20 protein-coding genes are annotated in these 17,045 nt (G+C 74.1%); 11 read left to right on the top strand and 9 right to left on the bottom strand.

Annotation, left to right across the window (positions count from 1 at the left end; genetic code table 11):
* Positions 1–22 precede the first annotated feature (22 nt).
* Genes OG753_RS31685 through OG753_RS31660 form a run of 6 tightly spaced genes read left to right on the top strand, consistent with a single transcriptional unit; the run spans position 23 to position 5,737 of the window.
* Entirely contained in the window at positions 23–472 is a 450-nt protein-coding gene (locus tag OG753_RS31685; RefSeq protein WP_405791049.1) for a hypothetical protein, read from the top strand.
* Positions 453–1,475 (top strand): 3-oxoacyl-ACP synthase III family protein, encoded by a 1,023-nt coding sequence (locus OG753_RS31680; protein WP_405791048.1) that lies wholly within the window; start codon positions 453–455, stop codon positions 1,473–1,475. Before OG753_RS31685 ends, OG753_RS31680 begins: the two co-directional genes overlap by 20 nt.
* Positions 1,472–2,227, top strand: a complete 756-nt coding sequence (locus OG753_RS31675) for a glycosyltransferase family 2 protein (RefSeq protein WP_405791047.1) — start codon at positions 1,472–1,474, stop codon at positions 2,225–2,227. The genes OG753_RS31680 and OG753_RS31675 overlap by 4 nt, the downstream gene beginning before the upstream one ends.
* Positions 2,227–3,714, top strand: a complete 1,488-nt coding sequence (locus tag OG753_RS31670) for a class I adenylate-forming enzyme family protein (protein WP_405791046.1) — start codon at positions 2,227–2,229, stop codon at positions 3,712–3,714. Before OG753_RS31675 ends, OG753_RS31670 begins: the two co-directional genes overlap by 1 nt.
* A complete protein-coding gene (locus tag OG753_RS31665; RefSeq protein ID WP_405791045.1) occupies positions 3,711–4,820 on the top strand; it encodes a cytochrome P450 in 1,110 nt (369 codons plus the stop codon). Before OG753_RS31670 ends, OG753_RS31665 begins: the two co-directional genes overlap by 4 nt.
* Complete coding sequence (locus tag OG753_RS31660) at positions 4,817–5,737, top strand: NAD(P)-dependent oxidoreductase (protein ID WP_327265005.1); 921 nt, start codon at positions 4,817–4,819, stop codon at positions 5,735–5,737. Before OG753_RS31665 ends, OG753_RS31660 begins: the two co-directional genes overlap by 4 nt.
* Here the strand turns inward: OG753_RS31660 and OG753_RS31655 are convergent.
* The 4 genes from OG753_RS31655 to OG753_RS31640 are packed head-to-tail and all read right to left on the bottom strand — an operon-like array spanning position 5,727 to position 9,499.
* Positions 5,727–6,329 carry an ATP/GTP-binding protein gene (locus OG753_RS31655; protein ID WP_327265004.1) on the bottom strand — a complete coding sequence of 201 codons (603 nt, stop codon included), beginning with the start codon at positions 6,327–6,329 and terminating at the stop codon, positions 5,727–5,729. The two genes, OG753_RS31660 and OG753_RS31655, sit on opposite strands and share 11 nt — an antisense overlap.
* Positions 6,316–6,702, bottom strand: a complete 387-nt coding sequence (locus OG753_RS31650) for a DUF742 domain-containing protein (RefSeq protein ID WP_327265003.1) — start codon at positions 6,700–6,702, stop codon at positions 6,316–6,318. The genes OG753_RS31655 and OG753_RS31650 overlap by 14 nt, the downstream gene beginning before the upstream one ends.
* Positions 6,702–7,118, bottom strand: coding sequence for a roadblock/LC7 domain-containing protein (locus OG753_RS31645; protein WP_327265002.1), 417 nt, complete (start codon positions 7,116–7,118; stop codon positions 6,702–6,704). Before OG753_RS31645 ends, OG753_RS31650 begins: the two co-directional genes overlap by 1 nt.
* Positions 7,115–9,499: a nitrate- and nitrite sensing domain-containing protein gene (locus OG753_RS31640; protein WP_405791044.1), complete on the bottom strand. Its 2,385-nt coding sequence runs from the start codon at positions 9,497–9,499 to the stop codon at positions 7,115–7,117. Before OG753_RS31640 ends, OG753_RS31645 begins: the two co-directional genes overlap by 4 nt.
* 349 nt (positions 9,500–9,848) lie before the next feature.
* Between OG753_RS31640 and OG753_RS31635 the strand changes: the two genes are divergently transcribed.
* Positions 9,849–10,289 carry a hypothetical protein gene (locus tag OG753_RS31635; RefSeq protein ID WP_405791043.1) on the top strand — a complete coding sequence of 147 codons (441 nt, stop codon included), beginning with the start codon at positions 9,849–9,851 and terminating at the stop codon, positions 10,287–10,289.
* A gap of 67 nt (positions 10,290–10,356) precedes the next feature.
* Complete coding sequence (locus OG753_RS31630) at positions 10,357–10,824, top strand: hypothetical protein (protein WP_405791042.1); 468 nt, start codon at positions 10,357–10,359, stop codon at positions 10,822–10,824.
* Here the strand turns inward: OG753_RS31630 and OG753_RS31625 are convergent.
* Positions 10,821–11,465: a TetR family transcriptional regulator gene (locus OG753_RS31625; RefSeq protein ID WP_327264998.1), complete on the bottom strand. Its 645-nt coding sequence runs from the start codon at positions 11,463–11,465 to the stop codon at positions 10,821–10,823. The two genes, OG753_RS31630 and OG753_RS31625, sit on opposite strands and share 4 nt — an antisense overlap.
* 105 nt (positions 11,466–11,570) lie before the next feature.
* On the opposite strand from OG753_RS31625, the gene OG753_RS31620 reads away from it, so the two are divergent.
* Complete coding sequence (locus OG753_RS31620; protein ID WP_327264997.1) at positions 11,571–11,954, top strand: VOC family protein; 384 nt, start codon at positions 11,571–11,573, stop codon at positions 11,952–11,954.
* 119 nt (positions 11,955–12,073) lie between these two features.
* Here the strand turns inward: OG753_RS31620 and msrB are convergent, their stop codons facing one another.
* The 4 genes from msrB to OG753_RS31600 form a co-directional block, all read right to left on the bottom strand.
* Positions 12,074–12,481, bottom strand: coding sequence for a peptide-methionine (R)-S-oxide reductase MsrB (msrB, locus tag OG753_RS31615; RefSeq protein WP_327264996.1), 408 nt, complete (start codon positions 12,479–12,481; stop codon positions 12,074–12,076).
* Positions 12,482–12,504: 23 nt separating this feature from the next.
* Positions 12,505–13,902 carry a UDP-N-acetylmuramate--L-alanine ligase gene (murC, locus tag OG753_RS31610; RefSeq protein ID WP_327264995.1) on the bottom strand — a complete coding sequence of 466 codons (1,398 nt, stop codon included), beginning with the start codon at positions 13,900–13,902 and terminating at the stop codon, positions 12,505–12,507.
* A gap of 61 nt (positions 13,903–13,963) precedes the next feature.
* The gene (locus OG753_RS31605) at positions 13,964–14,431 is read right to left on the bottom strand and encodes an indole-3-glycerol phosphate synthase (protein WP_327264994.1); all 468 of its coding nucleotides are present in this window, start codon (positions 14,429–14,431) and stop codon (positions 13,964–13,966) included.
* A gap of 148 nt (positions 14,432–14,579) precedes the next feature.
* The gene (locus tag OG753_RS31600) at positions 14,580–15,368 is read right to left on the bottom strand and encodes a pyrimidine reductase family protein (RefSeq protein ID WP_405791041.1); all 789 of its coding nucleotides are present in this window, start codon (positions 15,366–15,368) and stop codon (positions 14,580–14,582) included.
* 84 nt (positions 15,369–15,452) lie between these two features.
* On the opposite strand from OG753_RS31600, the gene zapE reads away from it, so the two are divergent.
* Both zapE and OG753_RS31590 read left to right on the top strand, forming a co-directional pair.
* Complete coding sequence (zapE, locus tag OG753_RS31595) at positions 15,453–16,508, top strand: cell division protein ZapE (protein WP_405792882.1); 1,056 nt, start codon at positions 15,453–15,455, stop codon at positions 16,506–16,508.
* Between the two features lie 62 nt (positions 16,509–16,570).
* The gene (locus tag OG753_RS31590) at positions 16,571–16,996 is read left to right on the top strand and encodes an OsmC family protein (protein WP_383205122.1); all 426 of its coding nucleotides are present in this window, start codon (positions 16,571–16,573) and stop codon (positions 16,994–16,996) included.
* The last annotated feature ends 49 nt before the right edge of the window (positions 16,997–17,045 follow it).

Raw genomic sequence — 17,045 nt, 5'->3', positions numbered from 1 at the left:
CACGGTCGTCGTCGGGATCGCCGTGTGCCCCGGGTACGGGCTGTGGCGGTTCCTCGCGCTGGCCCTCTCCGCCGCCCGGGCGGCGTTCCGCGCGGACCCGCCGGGCGGCACCGACCGGCGGATCGTCCCGTACACCGGTCCCGAACCGGCCCGGCCCGCGTACCGGGCGGGACAGATGTGGCGGGACGCCGGCTTCGCCGGACGGGACGCCGCGCTGACCGTCCGGTACCTGCTGACCCGGCACTGGCTGGGCGAGGTGGTGCGCCGCCTGCTGCGCGGACGCAACGGCTGGAAACTTCGGCGGCGGGCGGCGCGCGGGCCGTCGTACGGGCGAGGTGAGCCGGCCCGGCCCGGCAGGGGTGCGGATACTCAGACGGCCCGTGCGGGTGGCGGGGCGCGACTGAGCATCCGTACTCAGGCTCCGGGCGCCCCCGGCTTGTCATCGTGGGGGCATGTTCATCGAGCCGTGTGATCCGCTGCCGCGCGCCGGGATAACCGCCGTCGGCAGCATGCTGCCCGAGGAGGTGCTGTCCTCGGACGCCCTCCAGCGGGAGGTGGCGCGCCGCAGTGGCCTGGCGCTGCCGCCGAGGCTGCTGACGCAGGCCACCGGGATCGTCTCCCGCCGTGTCGCGGGCGAGGGCGTGTACGCCTCCACCCTCGCGGTGGGCGCCGCCCGCCGGGCGCTGGCCTCCGCCTCGCTCTCCCCCCTCGACATCGACCTGCTGCTCTTCGCGTCCGCCTCCCGCGACCTGGTCGAGCCGGCCACCGCGCACATCGTGCAGGCGGAGCTGGGCTCGCGGGCCCACGCCCTGGACGTCACCAACGCCTGCAACAGCTTCGTCAACGGCATCGACCTCGCCCGCTCCATGATCCTCGCCGGGCGGGCGCGGCGGGCCCTGGTGGTCACCGGTGAGACGCCGAGCCGGGCGGTGCGCAGGGACCCGGCCGATCTCGTGGAGCTGCGCGACGGTTTCGCCGGGTACACCTTCGGCGACGCGGGGGCCGCGGTCGTCGTGGAGGCCGTGGAGCGCGGCGGGATCCTCGACGTGGACTGCGAGACCCATTCGGAGCACTGGGAGGTCGGGGGCATCCCGGGCGGCGGGTCACGGCACCCGCGCGGGGACGAGTACACCTACTTCCGCGGCGACGGGCACGAACTGCGGGGCGTCTTCGAGAAGGTGGGCACGGCCGTCATCGACCGGACGCTGCACCGCACGGGGACGGACTGGGACGGCTTCGCCAAGGTGCTGGTGCACCAGGTGACGGTGCCGTACCTGGAGCGGTTCGCGGAGCTGACGGGGGTGCCCGCCGGGAAGCTGGTGGTGACGGTGCCCGAGCTCGGCAATGTCGCGAGTGCGAGCATCGGGCTCCAGCTGGACCGGGTCTTCGGGGAACTGGAGCCGGGAGAAAGGGTGTTGTTCGTGGGACTCGGGGGCGGCATCAGCATCATGACGATGGTCTGGGAGAAGTCGTGACGGCCGCGGGGGCTCGGATGTGGGTGGTCGTGCCCGCGTACGAGGAGGAGGCCCGGCTGGCGGACACCCTGCGGGCGCTCGCCGCGCAGCGGGACCGGGACTTCACCCTGCTGGTGGTGGACAACGCCTCGACGGACGGTACGGGGACGGTCGCCCGCGCGTTCGCGGCCGGCGCGCCGTTCCCGGTGGAGGTGATCGAGGAGCCGGAGAAGGGGGTCGGCTCCGCCGTGGACACCGGATTCCGGTACGCGATCGGCCGGGGCGCGGCCCTGCTCGCCCGTACGGACGCCGACTGTCTGCCCCGGCCCGGCTGGACCGGGGCCGCGCGCGGCGCGCTCACCCGCAGCCCCGGGCTGGTGTGCGGGCGCGTCGTGGCCCGCCGCGACGAGCACGGGCCGCTGGGCCGGGCCGGGTTCGGCACGCTGGTGTCCCTCGCGGCGCTCTTCGGCCGGCTGCGGCCCGAGCACGCCCGCCGGCGCGGCTACCGGGCGCCGTACCGCATGCACGCCGGGAACAACATGGCCATCACCGCCGAGCTGTACCTGGCCGTCGGCGGAATGCCCCGGCGGCCCTCGCCGACCGACCGGCTCTTCCTCAACGCCGTACGCCGCCACACCGACCGGATCACGCACTGCCGGGCGATGGTCGTGGAGAACTCGACGCGGCGCCTGCGGGCCTACGGGCTCGCCGGCACCGCCCGCTGGTACCTCGACCAGGGCAGCGGCACCCACGGAACGGACGACCCCCGCTGATGCTGGACCGCCTCGACCACGCGCTGCGCAGCCGCCCCGAGCGGCCCGCCGTACTGACCGCCACCCGTACCGGCGCGCCCCGGGTACGCGCCACCCGCGGCGAACTCGCCGAGCTGGCCGACGCGTTCGCCGCGGCCCTGCACGCCCGCGGGCTGCGCGCCGGGGACACCGTCGGCGTCGCCGTACGCCCGGGGCCGCGCGCCCTCGCCGTGCTGCTCGCGCTGTGGCGGCTCGGGCTGCGCGGGGCCGTACTGGACCCGGGCGCCGGGCCCGACGTGCTGCGCGCCCGTCTGGCCCTGGCCCGGCCCTCGCTGGTGCTGGCCGACGCGGCCGCGCAGGCGGTGGCGGGCTGGGCCCGGCCGCTGGCCCGCCGGGCCCGCCTCGCGCTGCCGGACCTGGCCGAGCTGGGGCCGGTGGCCACGGTCGGGCCCCGGCTGCCGGGCTGCGCGCCCGCGCTGGACCTGGGCGCGCCGCGCGCCGGGGTGCCCGCACCCGGCGGTGACCTGGACGGGGACGCCGACGCGGTGATCGTGTTCACCTCCGGGACCACCTCCCGGCCGCGTGCCGTCGTCCACACCCGGGCGAGCCTGGCCGCCGGAATGGCCACCGTCGCCGGCCTCTTCGACGCGCGCGGGGACCGGCCGGTGCTCGGCGGCACCTTCTTCGTCCTCGTGCCCGCGCTGACGCGCGGCGCCGCTGTGGCCCTCCCGGCGGGCAACGCCCGTGTACTGGCACGGCAATTGCACCGGCTGCGACCCCAGGACACCTATCTGACCCCGCCCCGGCTGCGGGACGCGCTGGGCGCGCGGGCCCGCTTCCACGGCCGGGTGTGGACGGGCTCGGCCCCGGCCGGCGCCGGGCTGCTGGAACGCGTACGCGCGGCGGGCGCGGCCGAGGCCTGGGGCGTGTACGCGCTCACCGAGCTGTTCCCGGCCGCCGCGGTGGAGTCGCGGGAGAAGTCGGCCTTCGAGGAGGCCGGGGACCTGGTGGGGGCGCCGCTGCCCGGCGTGCTCGCCAAGCCGGACGAGACCGGGCAGCTGCTGCTGGCCGGGCCCGCGGCCCGCCACCGCTACCTCGGGGAGGAGCCCGATCCGTGGGTGCGCACGGGCGACCGGGCCCGGCTGGACGGCGCCGGCCGCATCGTCCTGGAGGGCAGGAGCAAGGACATGGTGCTGCGCCGGGCGGAGAACATCTATCCCGGGCTGTACGAGCCCGCCCTGCACGTGCCGGGGGTGGAGCTGGCCGTGCTCGTCGGGATACCGGCGGGCGAGGGCGACGAACGGCTCGTCGCCGTCGTCCAGCCGCAGCGCGGCGCCGACGAACAGGCCGTGCGCGCCGCCCTGTCGGAGCCGGTCGCGCGGATGGGCACGGCCCGGCCGGACGCGGTGCTCCTCGCCCGGATCCCGCTGTCCGGGCGTTCGCGCAAACCGGACCGGGCGGCGACGGCCGCGCTGGCGGCGCGCCGGACGGAGGTGCCGGGCCGATGACCACCGTGTCCCACGCACGGGCCCGGCGGCGGGACCGCCGGGTCTACCTGCGCAGCCATCCCGTGCTGTTCGGGCTGCTCGCCGTCACCCGCGGGCGTCCGGTGCGCCGGCTCGGCCGGACCCTGCTGGTGCACGGCCCGGACGCCTACCGGGAGGCCCTGACGCGGCTGCCGCTCGACCGGACGGCGGCCGGTACGACGGGCGCGGCGGCGCGCGCCGCGCTGCAGGGCGGCGGGGGCGTGCTGTTCGACCAGGAGGGCGGCGGGCACCGGGCGGACCGGCGCGGCCTCGCGGGCGGACTGGGCGCGGCCGGGGTGGAGGAACTCCGGGCGGGCTGGCAGCCGTTGCTCGTACGCCGTCTCGCGCCGCTGGAGCGGGGCGGGGAGGTGGACCTCGTCGGCCTCGCGCGGGAACTGTCCGGTGCGGTGGTGTGCGCGCTGTCGGGCTCGGGCGCCGCTCCCCTGGCCGTCGCGGAGGCCGCCGCCGAGGCCGCGGCCGCCTCCGTACGGAGCCATCTGCCGGGGCCGCGGCGCCCGCGCGCCGAGGCCGCCGCGGCCCGCGCGACCGAGCGGCTCCGGCTGCTGCTGGGCTCCGCCGACGAGGCCCTGCCGGCGATGGTGGCCGTGGCCGCCGTCAACACCACCGTGGCCGCGCTGCCCCGGGCGGTGGCCTGGTGCGCCGACGCGGGACTGTGGGAGCAGGCGGCGGACGAGGAGCTGCGGCCCGCGCTCGCCGATGAGCTGCTGCGGGTCACCGCGGCCTCACCGCTGCTCCCCCGGGTGGCCGCGGCGGACGGGGCCGTGGGCGGCTGCCCGGTGCGGAGCGGGGACCGGCTGCTGCTGGTCGCCCGGCACGCGGCCGGTGCGCACCGGCGCGACCCGGACGCCCTGCGGCCCGCCGGGCCGGCCGTGGACCGGCTGGTGTTCGGCGCCGGACCGCACGCGTGCCCCGGGGCCCGGCTGGCCCGGGTCCAGCTGGCCGATGTGCTGGGCGCCCTGGCCCCGTACCGGCCGGTGGTGACGCGGGCCCGGGTGGACCGGGGGGCGGCGCTGCCCGGCTGGCGCGCACTGACCGTACGGGCGCGCTCCACCGGGGCCGGATCGTGATCGCGGTCACGGGAGCCAGCGGCTTCTGCGGCGGGCACGTCGCACGCGCCGCCGCGGCGGACGGGGCCGAGGTGGTGTGTCTGGGCCGCAGGCCCGGCCCGGTGGGCACGCACCGGTTCTGGGACGCCACCCGGGAGCTGCCGGACCTGACGGGCGTGGACCTGGTGGTGCACTGCGCGGCCGCCGTCGGCGATCCGGCGCCCGGCTCGCGGGCCGCGGCGCTGATGCGCGCGGTCAACGTGGACGGCACGGAGCGGCTGTTCGCGGCGGCCGGCGGCCGGCCGGTGGTCTGGGTGAGCAGTGCCAGCGTCTACGATCCGCGGCGGGACCGCGGCCTGGTCGGCGAGGAGCATCCGCGGGCCGGGCAGTTGAACGCCTACGGGCGGACGAAGGCGGAGGGCGAGGCCCTGGCTCTCGCCGCCGGGGCGGTGGTGCTGCGCCCGCGGGCCGTCTACGGACCCGGCGACACCACACTGCTGCCCCGGCTGCTCTCCCGGGTCCGGGCGGGCACCCTGCTGCTGCCCGGCCCGGACGTACGGCTCAGCCTCACCGCGGTCGAGAACCTGACGCGGGCCTGCCTGACGGCGGCCGACTGGGCACCGGGCGCGTACAACATCGCCGACGGGGAGCCGTACGGCCGCGACGCGGCGGTCCGCGCGGTCCTGCGCGCCCACGGCGTCCGGGCCCGGATCCGGCACCTCCCGCTGCCGGTGGCCGCCGCGGCGGCCCGGATCGCGGAGGCCGTGGCTTCGGCCGGCGCCGCCGAGCCGGCCCTCAGCCGCTACGCGGTGGACCAGCTGGCGCACCCGGTGGTCCTGGACCTCACCCGGGCCCGGTCCCAGGGCTGGGTGCCGCACCGGAACCTGGCGGACCACCTGGCGTCGGTGACCGGGGGCCGGTCCGGGTTCAGCGGCTGACGGCGGCCGGGGCCGCCTGCGCCCTGGCGATCAGCAGGTCGAGCAGCGAGAGCAGGGACGCGCGGACGTCCGTACGGGAACGCGCGTCGAGCATGAGGACGGGCGTGTTCGGATCGCGCAGGTGCAGCGCGGCTCCGATCTCCTCGGCGGTGTAGGGCTGTTCGCCGTCGAAGCAGTTCGCGCCGACGACGAAGGGCAGCCCGCGGCTCTCGAAGAAGTCCACGGCGGGGAAGCTGCGGTCGAGGCGCCGGGTGTCGACGAGCACGATCGCCCCGAGCGCCCCGTTCAGCAGGTCGTCCCACATGAACCAGAAGCGTTCCTGGCCGGGCGTACCGAACAGGTAGAGGACGACGCCGGCGTCGGTGAGGGTGATCCGGCCGAAGTCCATGGCCACGGTGGTCACGGACTTGGACTCGATGCCGTCGAGGTCGTCGACGCCGATCCCCGCGGCCGTCAGCCGTTCCTCCGTGCGCAGCGGTTCGATCTCGGAGATCGTCTCCACCAGGGTCGTCTTCCCGACGCCGAACCCACCGGCGACGAGGATCTTGACCGGGGCCGGTTCCTGAGGGGCGGTCGTGTCATATCCGGGCAAGGCTGTCCCTGATTCTCATGAGCAGGTGGACGTCGGTGGTCTCGGTGGCCGCCAGGGGCGACCGGTGGTGGATCAGCCCGCGGTCGGCGAGTTCCCCGAGGAGCAGCATCATCGGGGTGAGGCGGATGTGCATCCGCGCCGCTATCTCGGCGACCGCCCGCCCGCCGGGCGGCGCGCACATGGCGAGGATCTCCTGCCACTCGGTGGGCAGGCCGCCGTCCGTGTCGCCGCCGTCCGCCGCCGTGATCGTCGTGTCCATGGTGAGGACGGTCTGCGGAGCGGCCGTACGCCCGTCGGTCAGGGCGTACAGCCGCGTCCGGCGGCGGCGTGCGGGTGGTGGCTGCGGCTGTGGCGGTGGCTCGTCCTGCGCCATTACGCGGACGGCTGGCCGCGCTCGGGGGTGCCCAGCCACTCGCCGAGCGCCTGGGCGGTCCGCACGGCCTCGCCGCCCAGCTCCCCGAGCCGCGCCTTGCGGGAGGTCACCACGATGAGGGTGCTGCCCTCGCCGCATCCGACGATGCAGAGGTACCGGTCGTCCATCTCGACCAGCTGGCGGATGACGCGACCGCCGTCGACGTCCCGGGATATCGCCTTCATGGTGGACGCGATGCCGGAGGCCGCGGCCGCCATGCGCTCGGCCTGGGGCTCGTCCAGCAGGTAGGCGCTGAGCTTGATGCCGTCGTTGGACAGGAGCACGGCTCCCTGGATGCCGGCGATCCTGCTCAGGTTGTTGTCGAGGACGCTGTAGATCGCGTCGTTGGATGCCGCGGTGTTCGATGAGGTGGTCATGGCTGTTCCCGTCGGAGCTCTTCTTCCACTGTCTGGGTCCCCTGTTCGTAGTCCGCCCAGGCATCGGCCACCTCTTCGGGTGTCGCGGTGTCGGGCCGGACTGTCGTTTCCGGCGCGCGGGGCTCGCGCAACTGCTCGGCGATGTGGGTCTGCGGGACGCGCTCCGGGAGGGCCGGGCGGGCCGCCGTTGCGGGTACGCGGACGAGTGCGGCCGCGGGTGCGGCCAGGGCCGCGGGGGCCTTCGTACGGCGGCTGGGCAGTCCGGCGCTCGTGTGCACGACCGGCTCGGGCTCGGGCGGGACCGTCGGCACGAGGGCGGCGTCGGCTGCGGCTGTGGCTGTGGCATCGGCTGCGGCTGCGGCCGGGACCGGGGCCGGGAGCAACTCCAGGGCCGGGGGCGGAGCCTGCAGCTCGCGCCTGGGCCTCGGCTCGGACGCGCGCGGCGCCTGCCCCTCGTCGGTGGCCACCAGCAGCTGCTGCGGCAGGATCACCACCGCCGAAGTGCCCCCGTACACCGAGCGGCGCAGGGTGACCGTCGCCCCGAGCTGGTCGGCGAGGTGCCCGACCACGAAGAGCCCGAGCCGGTGCGCGTTCTGTGCCAGGACGGAGTACGGCGGGGCCTCGTGCAGGCGCCCGTTCATCTCCTCGTAGCGCTCCGGGCTCACCCGTGGTCCGCGGTCCTCGACCTCGACCGACAGGCCGTCCGTGACCAGTTCGGCGCGGATGACCACCTTCGACCGCGGCGGGGAGAAGCGGGTGGCGTTGTCCAGCAGCTCCGCGAGCAGGTGGCTGATCTGGCTGATCGCGCTCGGTTCCACGCTGGTCTCGTCCAGCGCCTGCCGCTCGATGCGCCGGAAGTCCTCGACCTCCGAAGCCGCTTCGCGCAGCAGGTCGGCGACGCGCATGGGGTCGGTGTGCGGGTCGGGGACCTCGCCGCCCGCCAGGATGAGGAGGTTCTCGATCTGCCGGCGCATGCCGACCGTCAGCTGGTCGGCGCGCATCAGCTCGGCGAGCAGCGCCTCGTCGTGGCCGAAGGTGTCCTGGAGGTCCTCGGTGAGGCTCAGCTGGCGGCTGACCAGGTTTCCGGTCCGCGAGGCGATGCCCGAGGCGAACAGACCGAATCCGTGGCGCTCGGCGGCGAGCTGCCGGTGGCCCTCGACGGACACGGCGACGGCGCGGGCGAAGGCGTCGCTGATGCGTCCGACCTCGTCCCGGTCCCCGCTGACCGCCGGCAGGGCTTCGGGGTCCACGGTCTGTCCGCGCTGGAGCCGGGCGACGACGTCGGGGAGGGTCTCCTCGGCCACGGTCACCGTGCGGACGTGCAGGTTGTGCAGACGGCGGAGCACCGACCGGGTGGTGAACACGACCACGACCACGACGGCCAGCAGCCCGCCGCCGCTGCCGGCGATCAGCCAGGCGACCTCGGTCTGCAGCTCGTCGGCCTTGGCCTCGCCGCGGGTGAGCACCGAGCGCGCCAGGTCGATGTTGAGCGTGGTCATCTGCACGGAGAAGTTGGCGTGCGCCGACTGCCAGCCGCGGATCTCGGCGGGCAGCCGGATGCCCGAGACGATGTCCTTGTGCCCGGAGAGGACCGCGCTCTCGATGCGCGTCTTCGTCTGCCAGTCGTGGGAGCCGACGACCCGGTCGTAGAACCGCTGGTCCCTGGCCGTCAGGTGCGGGACGATCAACGCCTCGTGCAGGTACCGCTGGGCGCCCAGGGCGCTGACGAACTGGTCGTAGCCGGCGAAGCTCAGGTCTCCGGACGGCCCGGCCAGGGCCAGGACGGTGTCCTCGCGCGCCACCATCTCGGTGGCCTGGAGCATCGCGACCACGGGCCGGCTCGCCTGGGCGAGTTCGGCGTCCTCCGCGTGGCTGAATTCCTGCTGGTACACCTGGATGACCTTGCCGATCACCCCGGAGTAGTAGGAAAGGGCGCTGTCGGCGGTGCCGCTGCGGGTGTCCGCGCGCTGGCGGTACTCGGCCAGCTTGTCGAGCGGCCGGGTCACCTCCCCGAAGGACCTCGCGGGGTCGTCGGCCAGCCGGCGGAACTCGGCGGCGGCCAGGTCCGTGGCCTCGCGCCGGGCGCGCAGTTCACCGTCGGCCCCGGCGGCGCCCGCCCACTGGGCGGCGGTCGCCGTCCGCTCGGCCTGCATGTCGACCATGAGGGTGTAGAGCGGGGCGCCGATCTTCTCGGCGGCGGCCACGTCGGCCCGGAGCTGCTCCGACTGGGCCAGCAACCGCTGCGCGGTCAACGTCACTTGGGTGCCCATCGCGACGGTGGGGACCACCGCCAGCAGGATGAGCAGGGTGCGCAGGCGCACGGTACGCCGCCGACGGGTCGTCGACTGCCGTCGTATGCCTTCGGGTTCTGTGGGAGACATCGGTCCTCGCGAGCGGGGGACGGCGGGAGGGCGATCATAACCAGACATGGCGAAGAATCGGATAGATGTCTTCCGTGGCCGAAGCGTGCTAGTTGCCGCGAATCATCGCAGGCCAGAGATCGGATCGGAATCGAACCGCGATGAACTCGACACCATGGCGGCCCCGGCCGGTTCGGGCGCCCGGTCGGGCGCGGGCTCGCGCGCGCCACGAAACCGTTCGGGCCCTTCCCCCGGCGACGTGCGGCGCGGCCCTGCCACCGGGCCCCGGACAAAAACCGGTTGACCGGAAGGACACCGTCTGCAGATGATCGCGACGGCGACGAGGCGGAGCCCTGCCGGAGGAGTACTCGTGACCACGGAGGAACAGACGGCCGTGCACGCGGCCATGGTCGCGGCCGGCGCCGACCGCCGGCCGGGCGGCCGGACCCGTACGTTCCACGCACTGCTCGAGGGCTGGGGCGTCGAGGTGGCGGGCGTGGAGGAGGGCTACGCGTGGTGCGGGCCCGAATTCGACAACGACATCTCGTGCCGGAGCACGCTGGCCGACGTCTGGCCGCTGCTGCCCCCGCGCGTGCGGTCGGCCCGGCAGCCCAGGCTGGACGAGCTCGACGAGCGGTTCCGCGCGGCAACGATCGAATGGCCCGGCCGCGGCGACGAGGAGCAGTGGTGGATGTGGCGCATCCCCCGGCTGCTGGTGATCGAGCCCGGGGACCCCTACGAAGGCGGCTGGCCGGCGGGCTGGACGATGATGCCCTTCCCCAAGCCGGACTCCGTCCGGGTCATCACCTGACCCGCGCGCAGGTCCGGCCGTTCGGTTCGCCACGGCGGACATCACTGTGGTGACGAGGAGTGCGGAGATGACGCCGAGGCCGTCGGTCGACGAGGCCGTGGGACTGCTGGAGGGTGAACTGCGGTCCGCGCGGCGGGCGCTCGCCGGCCCCGGCACGGAGGAGGCCTGGCTCGCCTTCCTCCGCTTCGGCCGCCGCCCGTTCGACGTACCGGACGCCCCCGACGCCGACGGCCTGCTGTTCCAGTACGGGACCCACTCGTTCGACGGCCCGGCGATGTTCACGCTGGACCTGGCGCGGCAGTTCGAGGTCTGCGACGACGACGGCGATCACGACCACTACGTCCAGGTCCACTGCGAGCTGCGCTACCGGCCCGCCCCCGCCCTGGAGGCCCTGGGAAGCTTCGGGTCCTGGTTCTTCCACGACTCCGGTGACGATCTCGACGCGTGGGCACGGGAGCTGACGGGGCGGCCGGCCTGGACGACGGTCGGCGCGCTCCGGCCCGCCGGGATCAGGGTGTACGGGGAGCAGGTCTAAGCCGCGGGCGCGGGCGCGGCGAAGGCGCCGAGGGGCACGGCGAGGAGGGCGAGGACGTGGTCCGCCTCCGGGACCAGCGCGGCCTCGATCTCGTCGTCGGTGCGGCCCGCGAGCGTGAGTTCCTGGATGCGCCGGAACAACAGCCGGTCGGCCGCGGCGATCAGGGCGGCGGCGGCCCGGGGAGCGATCCCGTCGGCCTCCTGCGGCGCGGCGGCCGCCAGGGCTCGGGCCAGCTCCTCCTCCCGCCGGTCGTGCAGTTCGCGCAGGCGGGCGGTGAGGGTGGGGCTCGCGGCGACCATACGGGCGAAGTCGGGGCCGGTGAATCCGGCGACCGGGCTGTGTTCGGCCAGCGCGGAGCGGAGCACCCGCCCCACGGCGGCGAGCGGCCCTTCCCCCGAGCCGCGGCCCGCGACCGCGTCGGCCAGGGTCCGGGTGAAGGCCTCGTGGTGGTCGAGGGCGAGGTCCTCCTTGCGCGGGAAGTAGTTGGTGACCGTCTTCTTGGCGACGCGGGCCGCGGCGGCGATCTCGGCGATGGTCGTCTCTTCGAAACCCTGCTCCATGAAGAGCCGGGTGGCGCGGTCGGAGATCAGCTGCCTGGTCTCCTGCTTCTTGGACTCACGGAGTCCCGTCTCGGCAGTCATGAGGAAATCTTACACTCGTAGCAAAATTATGCTTGACCGACCCATCGCGGCCCGCTTAAAGTTACGTCCGTCGTAAAGTTCGCCCAAGCCTGCCTCAGGAGCCGCGTGCACGTCACCACTTCCACCCTGTCCCTGACCGTCGACGACGTGGACGCCTCCCGCGCGTTCTTCTGCACCCACCTCGGCTATCAGGTCGCCATGGCCGATGACGGCTTCGCCTCCCTGACCCGCGAGGACGCCGCCGCCGACATCGTGCTGCTGCGCCGCGGCATCGAGGTCCTCCCGCCCGAGCAGCGCGACCAGCGGGCGTCCGGCCTGATCCTGGCGCTCACCGTCACCGGCCTCGCGGCGGAGGAAGCCCGCCTGCGTGCCGAGGGCGCCCCCATCACGATGCCCCTGCGCGAAGAGCCCTGGGGCGAGCGCCTGTTCCAGCTGACCGACCCGAACGGCATCGTCGTCCAGCTGGTCGAATGGAACACCCCGGCCTGAGACGGGCCGCAGACACGACAGGACGGCCGCTACCGGGTTCGGTGGCGGCCGTCCTGTGTGTCCCGTGTGTCCTGTGTTCCGGGGCCCGCGCCTCGCGCGCCGCCGGGCCTCCGTCGGGGTCAGGCCTCCGTCGGGGTCAGGCGCAGGGAGATGCTGTTGATGCAGTACCGCTGGTCCGTGGGGGTCGGGTAGCCCTCGCCCTCGAAGACGTGGCCCAGGTGGGAGCCGCACTTCGCGCAGCGGACCTCGGTGCGGACCATGCCGTGCGAGGTGTCCGCGATCAGTTCGACCGCGTCGGTGTCCTTGGGGTCGAAGAAGGACGGCCAGCCGCAGTGCGACTCGAACTTCTCCGACGAGCGGAACAGCTCGGACCCGCAGCCGCGGCAGGAGTAGACGCCCTCCGTCTTGGTGTCCGTGTACTCACCGCGGAAGGCCGGCTCCGTGCCCGCCAGGCGCAGGACCTGGTACTCGGACGGGGTCAGCTCCGCCTGCCACTGCTCGTCCGTCTTCTCGACCTCGTACGACATGACTCTCCCGCTCCCTCGTACCTTCAGCTCGACAGCCGGGCGAGGATGGCCGGACCGAGGTCCGTGACGTCACCCGCGCCCATGGTGAGAACGAGATCGCCGGGCTTGGCCATTCCCGCGATGGCGTCGGCGACGGCCGCCTTGTCGTGCTCGGCACTCACGTCGGCGCCGGCGGTGCGTGCGGCCGCGATGATCAGCTCGCTGGTGACGCCGGGGATCGGGTCCTCGCGGGCCGGGTAGATGTCCAGCACCAGGGAGGCGTCGGCTAGCGCCAGCGACTGGCCCATCTCCTTGCCCAGCTCCTGGGTGCGGGAGAAGAGGTGCGGCTGGAAGACGACCAGGATCCGGGAGTCCCCGGCGGCGCCGCGGATGGCCTCCAGGTCGGCGGTCATCTCGGTGGGGTGGTGCGCGTAGGAGTCGATGACCTGGACGCCCGCGGCCTCTCCCTTGAGCTGGAGGCGGCGCTTGACGCCGGTGTACTTGCCGAGCGCGCTCGCCAGGTTGTGCGCCGGGATGCCGAGGGCCACGCCCGCGGCGAGGGCCGCGACGGCGTTGTGCGCGTAGTGGCGGCCGGGGACCGAGACGGTGAAGGTGAGCATCCGGCCGTCCAGGATCACGGTGACCTCGCTGGTCAGGCCACGCGGGGTGATCTTGGTGATGCGGACGTCGGCGCCCTCCTCCTCGCCGTACGTGACGACGGTGAGGCCCTCCCGGCCCGCGACGCGGCGGGCGATCTCGGCGGCGCCCTCCTGGCCGTGGGCGACGACGAGGGTGCCGCCGGGCACGACCTTGCCGACGAAGGTCTCGAAGGACTCGTAGATCTCCTCGATGGAGGCGTAGTTCGCGTGGTGGTCGAGCTCCGCGTTGAGGATGATCGCGACCTGCGGGGTGTACTTGTGGAAGGTGCGGTCGCTCTCGTCCGCCTCGGCGACGAAGATGTCGCCCTCGCCGTGGTGGGCGTTGGAGCCGGGCGCGTCCAGGTCGCCGCCGATGGCGTACGAGGGGTCCAGGCCCAGGGCCGAGAGGGACACCGCCAGCATCGAGGTGGTGGTGGTCTTGCCGTGCGTGCCGGCGACGGCGATCGGGCGCAGCCCGTCCATCAGTGCGGCGAGGCCGTCGGAACGGTGCACGACGGGGATGCCCAGCTCGGCGGCGCGGGCCAGCTCGGGGTTGTCGGCGCGGATGGCGCTGGAGACGACCACGCAGGTGGAGTCGGCGGCGAGGTTGCCGGCCGCGTGTCCGCCGTGGACCGTGACGCCGTGGGCGCGCAGCGCCTCGGCGGTCTCGGAGTCACCGCGGGAGTCGCTGCCGGCGACCTGGGCTCCGCGCTGGGCCAGGATCTTCGCGATGCCGGACATGCCGGCGCCGCCGATGCCGATGAAGTGGGGCCGTTCCATGGCGGTCGGCAGGCCGGGCTTCATTCAGGTCGCTCCAGGATCGTGTTGCTTGCGGGTGCGCGTGAGGCTCTGACTGGCCCCAAGCCTATTCGTTGTGGGCGAAGAGCTTGAGCACGGGAACGCCGACCTTGTGGCGGGCGCGGGAGGCCCAGTCCCGGTGGAAGAACTCCTCCACGAAGTGCGGGGCGGTCAGGACGATCACCTCGTCGGCGCCGTGCTCTTCCACGACGGACTTCAGTTTGTCGAGCGGGTGGTCCTCGACGAGCTGCCCGACGGCCTTGGCGCCCTTGGCGCGCAGCGCGTTCAGGGAGTGCGCGAGGGCGTGCGCGGCGGGGCCGAGGGCGGCCTCGCCCTCGGGTTCGTCGCCCTCGCGGATGGCCTCGGGGAGCTCGCCGAGCGCCACGTCGTCGATGGCGCGCAGCAGTCGGTCCTGGTCGCCCCGGGGTTGCATGAGGACGATGAAGGAGACCGCGTCGTCCCCGTGCAGGGTGGTGACGAAGTCCACGTCCACCGTGGTCAGCGGCTGCTCAATCATCAAAACGCTCGTGAACACGGACGCCCTCTCCTTCATGGGCCGAGGCCGGCCGGCCGGCCCCTGCGGAAACCATCCTGCCCCGCTGTCGCACGGGGCCCTGCGCAGACATACCTGCCCAGTTATGTGCCCGGCGGAAGCAAAGCGGAACGACAAATTCCGCGCCTTGTCAGATCCGACGGTAGCTCGTGAAGAGGAACCCGGCCTCTTCCAGTACGCAGGCGGGCGCGAGCCGGTGCGGAACCGTGACGGAGGGCCCGCCGGAGATCCGCTGGGCACCGCCGGCGGTGAGCATCGGGGAGATCGTCAGGCACAGCTCATCCAGGGCGTCGGCGGCCACGAACTGGCCCAGCAGCCGCGGCCCGCCCTCGGTGAGCTGGCGGCGCAGTCCCCGCGCGGCCAGCTCCCGCACCGCCCGGGCGACGTCCACGGCCGCGCCGTCACCGGCCACCACGACCTCGGCACCGGCCCCCACGGCCTCCTCCACCCTGGCGGCGGGCGCGGCGGCTCCGGTGACCACCAGGGTCGGCACCAGCGGGGAGGTGAACAGGGGCAGCGAGAAGTCCAGGTCCATGCTCGCGGTGACCACGGCGATGGCGGGGGCCGGGCCCTGCCCGGAGGCGGCACGGCGGGCGGCGAAGGCCTCCCGGGCGCGGGCCGGTCGGTAGCCCTCCTGGCGAACCGTTTCCGCGCCGACGACCACCACATCGGCCAGCGCCCGCAGGGTGCCGAAGATCCGCATGTCGCTCTCGCCGGAGATCGGCTGCGAGCGGCCGTCGTGCTGGGCGGCCCCGTCCAGAGTGGAGACCATGTTCGCCCGGAGCCAGTGCGCCGGGCCGTCGGCCCCCAGCGCGGGGTACGCGTAGGCGTCCGCCAGCTCGTCGAGCGACCACTCCCGGTCGGCCCGGTCCTGGCGCGAGGCTGATGTCTGATCGGTCACAGGGAACAGGCGTCGCATCGGTGCAGTGTGCCACGCCCCGTAGAGTTAAGAGCTGTGTCAACATCTCTCTCCACCTCCGGTTACACCTCCGGCCGGCCCCCCATAGCCGACGCGGGCCCCCAGGCCCTGTGCGCGCGCGAACCGCGGGTGCCCGCCGAGCGGCTGGTGGCCGAGATGGTCCCGCCGCCGCGGTTCGACTCGGTGCGCTTCGACACGTACAACCCGGACCCGACCCAGCCGAGCCAGTCCGAGGCCGTCACCGTCCTGAGCGGCTTCGCCGCCGGTCTGGGCGGGGCGCACGCCAGTGGCGCCGGCAAGAAGCGCTGGTTCTCCAAGAAGCCCGCCGCCCCCACCGGTCCGCGCGGGGTCTACCTCGACGGCGGCTACGGCGTCGGCAAGACCCACCTGCTGGCCTCCCTCTGGCACGCCACCCCGGCCGAGCCCGCGCTCAAGGCCTTCGGCACCTTCGTGGAGCTGACCAACCTGGTCGGCGCGCTCGGCTTCCAGCAGACCGTGCAGACCCTGGGCGGACACCGGCTGCTGTGCATCGACGAGTTCGAGCTGGACGACCCGGGCGACACCGTACTGGTGTCCTCGCTGCTCAGCCGCCTCGTCGAGCAGGGCGTGGCGCTCGCCGCCACCTCCAACACGCTGCCCGGCAAGCTCGGCGAGGGCCGCTTCGCCGCCGCCGACTTCCTGCGCGAGATCCAGGGGCTCTCGGCTCACTTCCGGCCGCTGCGGATCGACGGCCAGGACTACCGTCACCGCGGTCTGCCGGAGGCTCCGGCGCCGTTCTCCGACGAGCAGGTCACCAAGGCCGCGTACGCGACCGAGGGCGCGAGCCTGGACGATTTCCCCGGGCTGCTCGAACACCTGGCCCGGGTGCACCCGAGCCGCTACGGCGGGCTGACCGACGGCATCACGGCGGTCTGCCTGACCGATGTCGGCCCGGTGCCGGACCAGTCGACGGCACTGCGCCTGGTGGTACTGGCCGACCGGCTGTACGACCGCGAGATCCCGGTCCTGGCCTCCGGGGTGCCCTTCGATCGGCTGTTCAGTGACGAGATGCTGAACGGCGGCTACCGGAAGAAGTACTTCCGCGCCATATCGCGGCTCACCGCGCTGGCGCGCGACGCGAAGCCCCTGGTCTCCCAGTAGGTTTGGGAACGCCGGGCCCTCTCGGGGGCCCGGCCGTTTCCCACATCTTCGAAGGGATCACCATGGCCACCACGCGTCACGCGCACACCGTCTGGGAAGGCGACCTGCTGAAGGGCAAGGGTGTCGTCAGCCTGGACTCCTCGGGCATCGGTTCGTACGACGTCTCCTGGCCGGCGCGCTCCGAGACCCCGAACGGCAAGACCAGCCCGGAAGAGCTGATCGCCGCCGCCCACTCCAGCTGCTTCTCGATGGCCCTGTCCCACGGGCTCGCGGGCGCGGGCACGCCGCCCACCCGGCTGGAGACCAAGGCCGACGTCACCTTCCAGCCCGGTGAGGGCATCACCGGCATCCACCTCACGGTGGAGGGCGAGGTCCCGGGCCTGGACAACGACGGCTTCGTCGCCGCCGCCGAGGACGCCAAGAAGAACTGCCCGGTCAGCCAGGCCCTGACCGGCACGACGATCACCCTGAGCGCCAAGCTCGCCTGATCGCTCCCGCTCCTGCGGGGGTGCGGGCCGCACGACGCGGCCCGCACCC

Origin of the sequence: Streptomyces sp. NBC_00029 (assembly GCF_045160505.1) — a bacterium.
In the GTDB taxonomy this organism is placed as follows: domain Bacteria; phylum Actinomycetota; class Actinomycetes; order Streptomycetales; family Streptomycetaceae; genus Streptomyces.
The sequence above is the reverse complement of the archived record's forward strand: the minus strand, read 5'-3'. Positions and strand labels throughout refer to the sequence as shown.

What these genes read in the sequence shown, in the direction of transcription:
- OG753_RS31650 (WP_327265003.1), bottom strand. Translation starts at nt 6,702, where the DNA reads ATGGCGCAGGACGAGCCACCGCCACAGCCGCAGCCACCACCCGCACGC.
- murC (WP_327264995.1), bottom strand. Translation starts at nt 13,902, where the DNA reads ATGAAGCCCGGCCTGCCGACCGCCATGGAACGGCCCCACTTCATCGGC.
- msrB (WP_327264996.1), bottom strand. Translation starts at nt 12,481, where the DNA reads ATGTCGTACGAGGTCGAGAAGACGGACGAGCAGTGGCAGGCGGAGCTG.
- OG753_RS31625 (WP_327264998.1), bottom strand. Translation starts at nt 11,465, where the DNA reads ATGACTGCCGAGACGGGACTCCGTGAGTCCAAGAAGCAGGAGACCAGG.
- OG753_RS31590 (WP_383205122.1), top strand. Translation starts at nt 16,571, where the DNA reads ATGGCCACCACGCGTCACGCGCACACCGTCTGGGAAGGCGACCTGCTG.
- OG753_RS31640 (WP_405791044.1), bottom strand. Translation starts at nt 9,499, where the DNA reads ATGTCTCCCACAGAACCCGAAGGCATACGACGGCAGTCGACGACCCGT.
- OG753_RS31645 (WP_327265002.1), bottom strand. Translation starts at nt 7,118, where the DNA reads ATGACCACCTCATCGAACACCGCGGCATCCAACGACGCGATCTACAGC.
- OG753_RS31665 (WP_405791045.1), top strand. Translation starts at nt 3,711, where the DNA reads ATGACCACCGTGTCCCACGCACGGGCCCGGCGGCGGGACCGCCGGGTC.
- OG753_RS31600 (WP_405791041.1), bottom strand. Translation starts at nt 15,368, where the DNA reads ATGCGACGCCTGTTCCCTGTGACCGATCAGACATCAGCCTCGCGCCAG.
- OG753_RS31680 (WP_405791048.1), top strand. Translation starts at nt 453, where the DNA reads ATGTTCATCGAGCCGTGTGATCCGCTGCCGCGCGCCGGGATAACCGCC.
- OG753_RS31630 (WP_405791042.1), top strand. Translation starts at nt 10,357, where the DNA reads ATGACGCCGAGGCCGTCGGTCGACGAGGCCGTGGGACTGCTGGAGGGT.
- OG753_RS31670 (WP_405791046.1), top strand. Translation starts at nt 2,227, where the DNA reads ATGCTGGACCGCCTCGACCACGCGCTGCGCAGCCGCCCCGAGCGGCCC.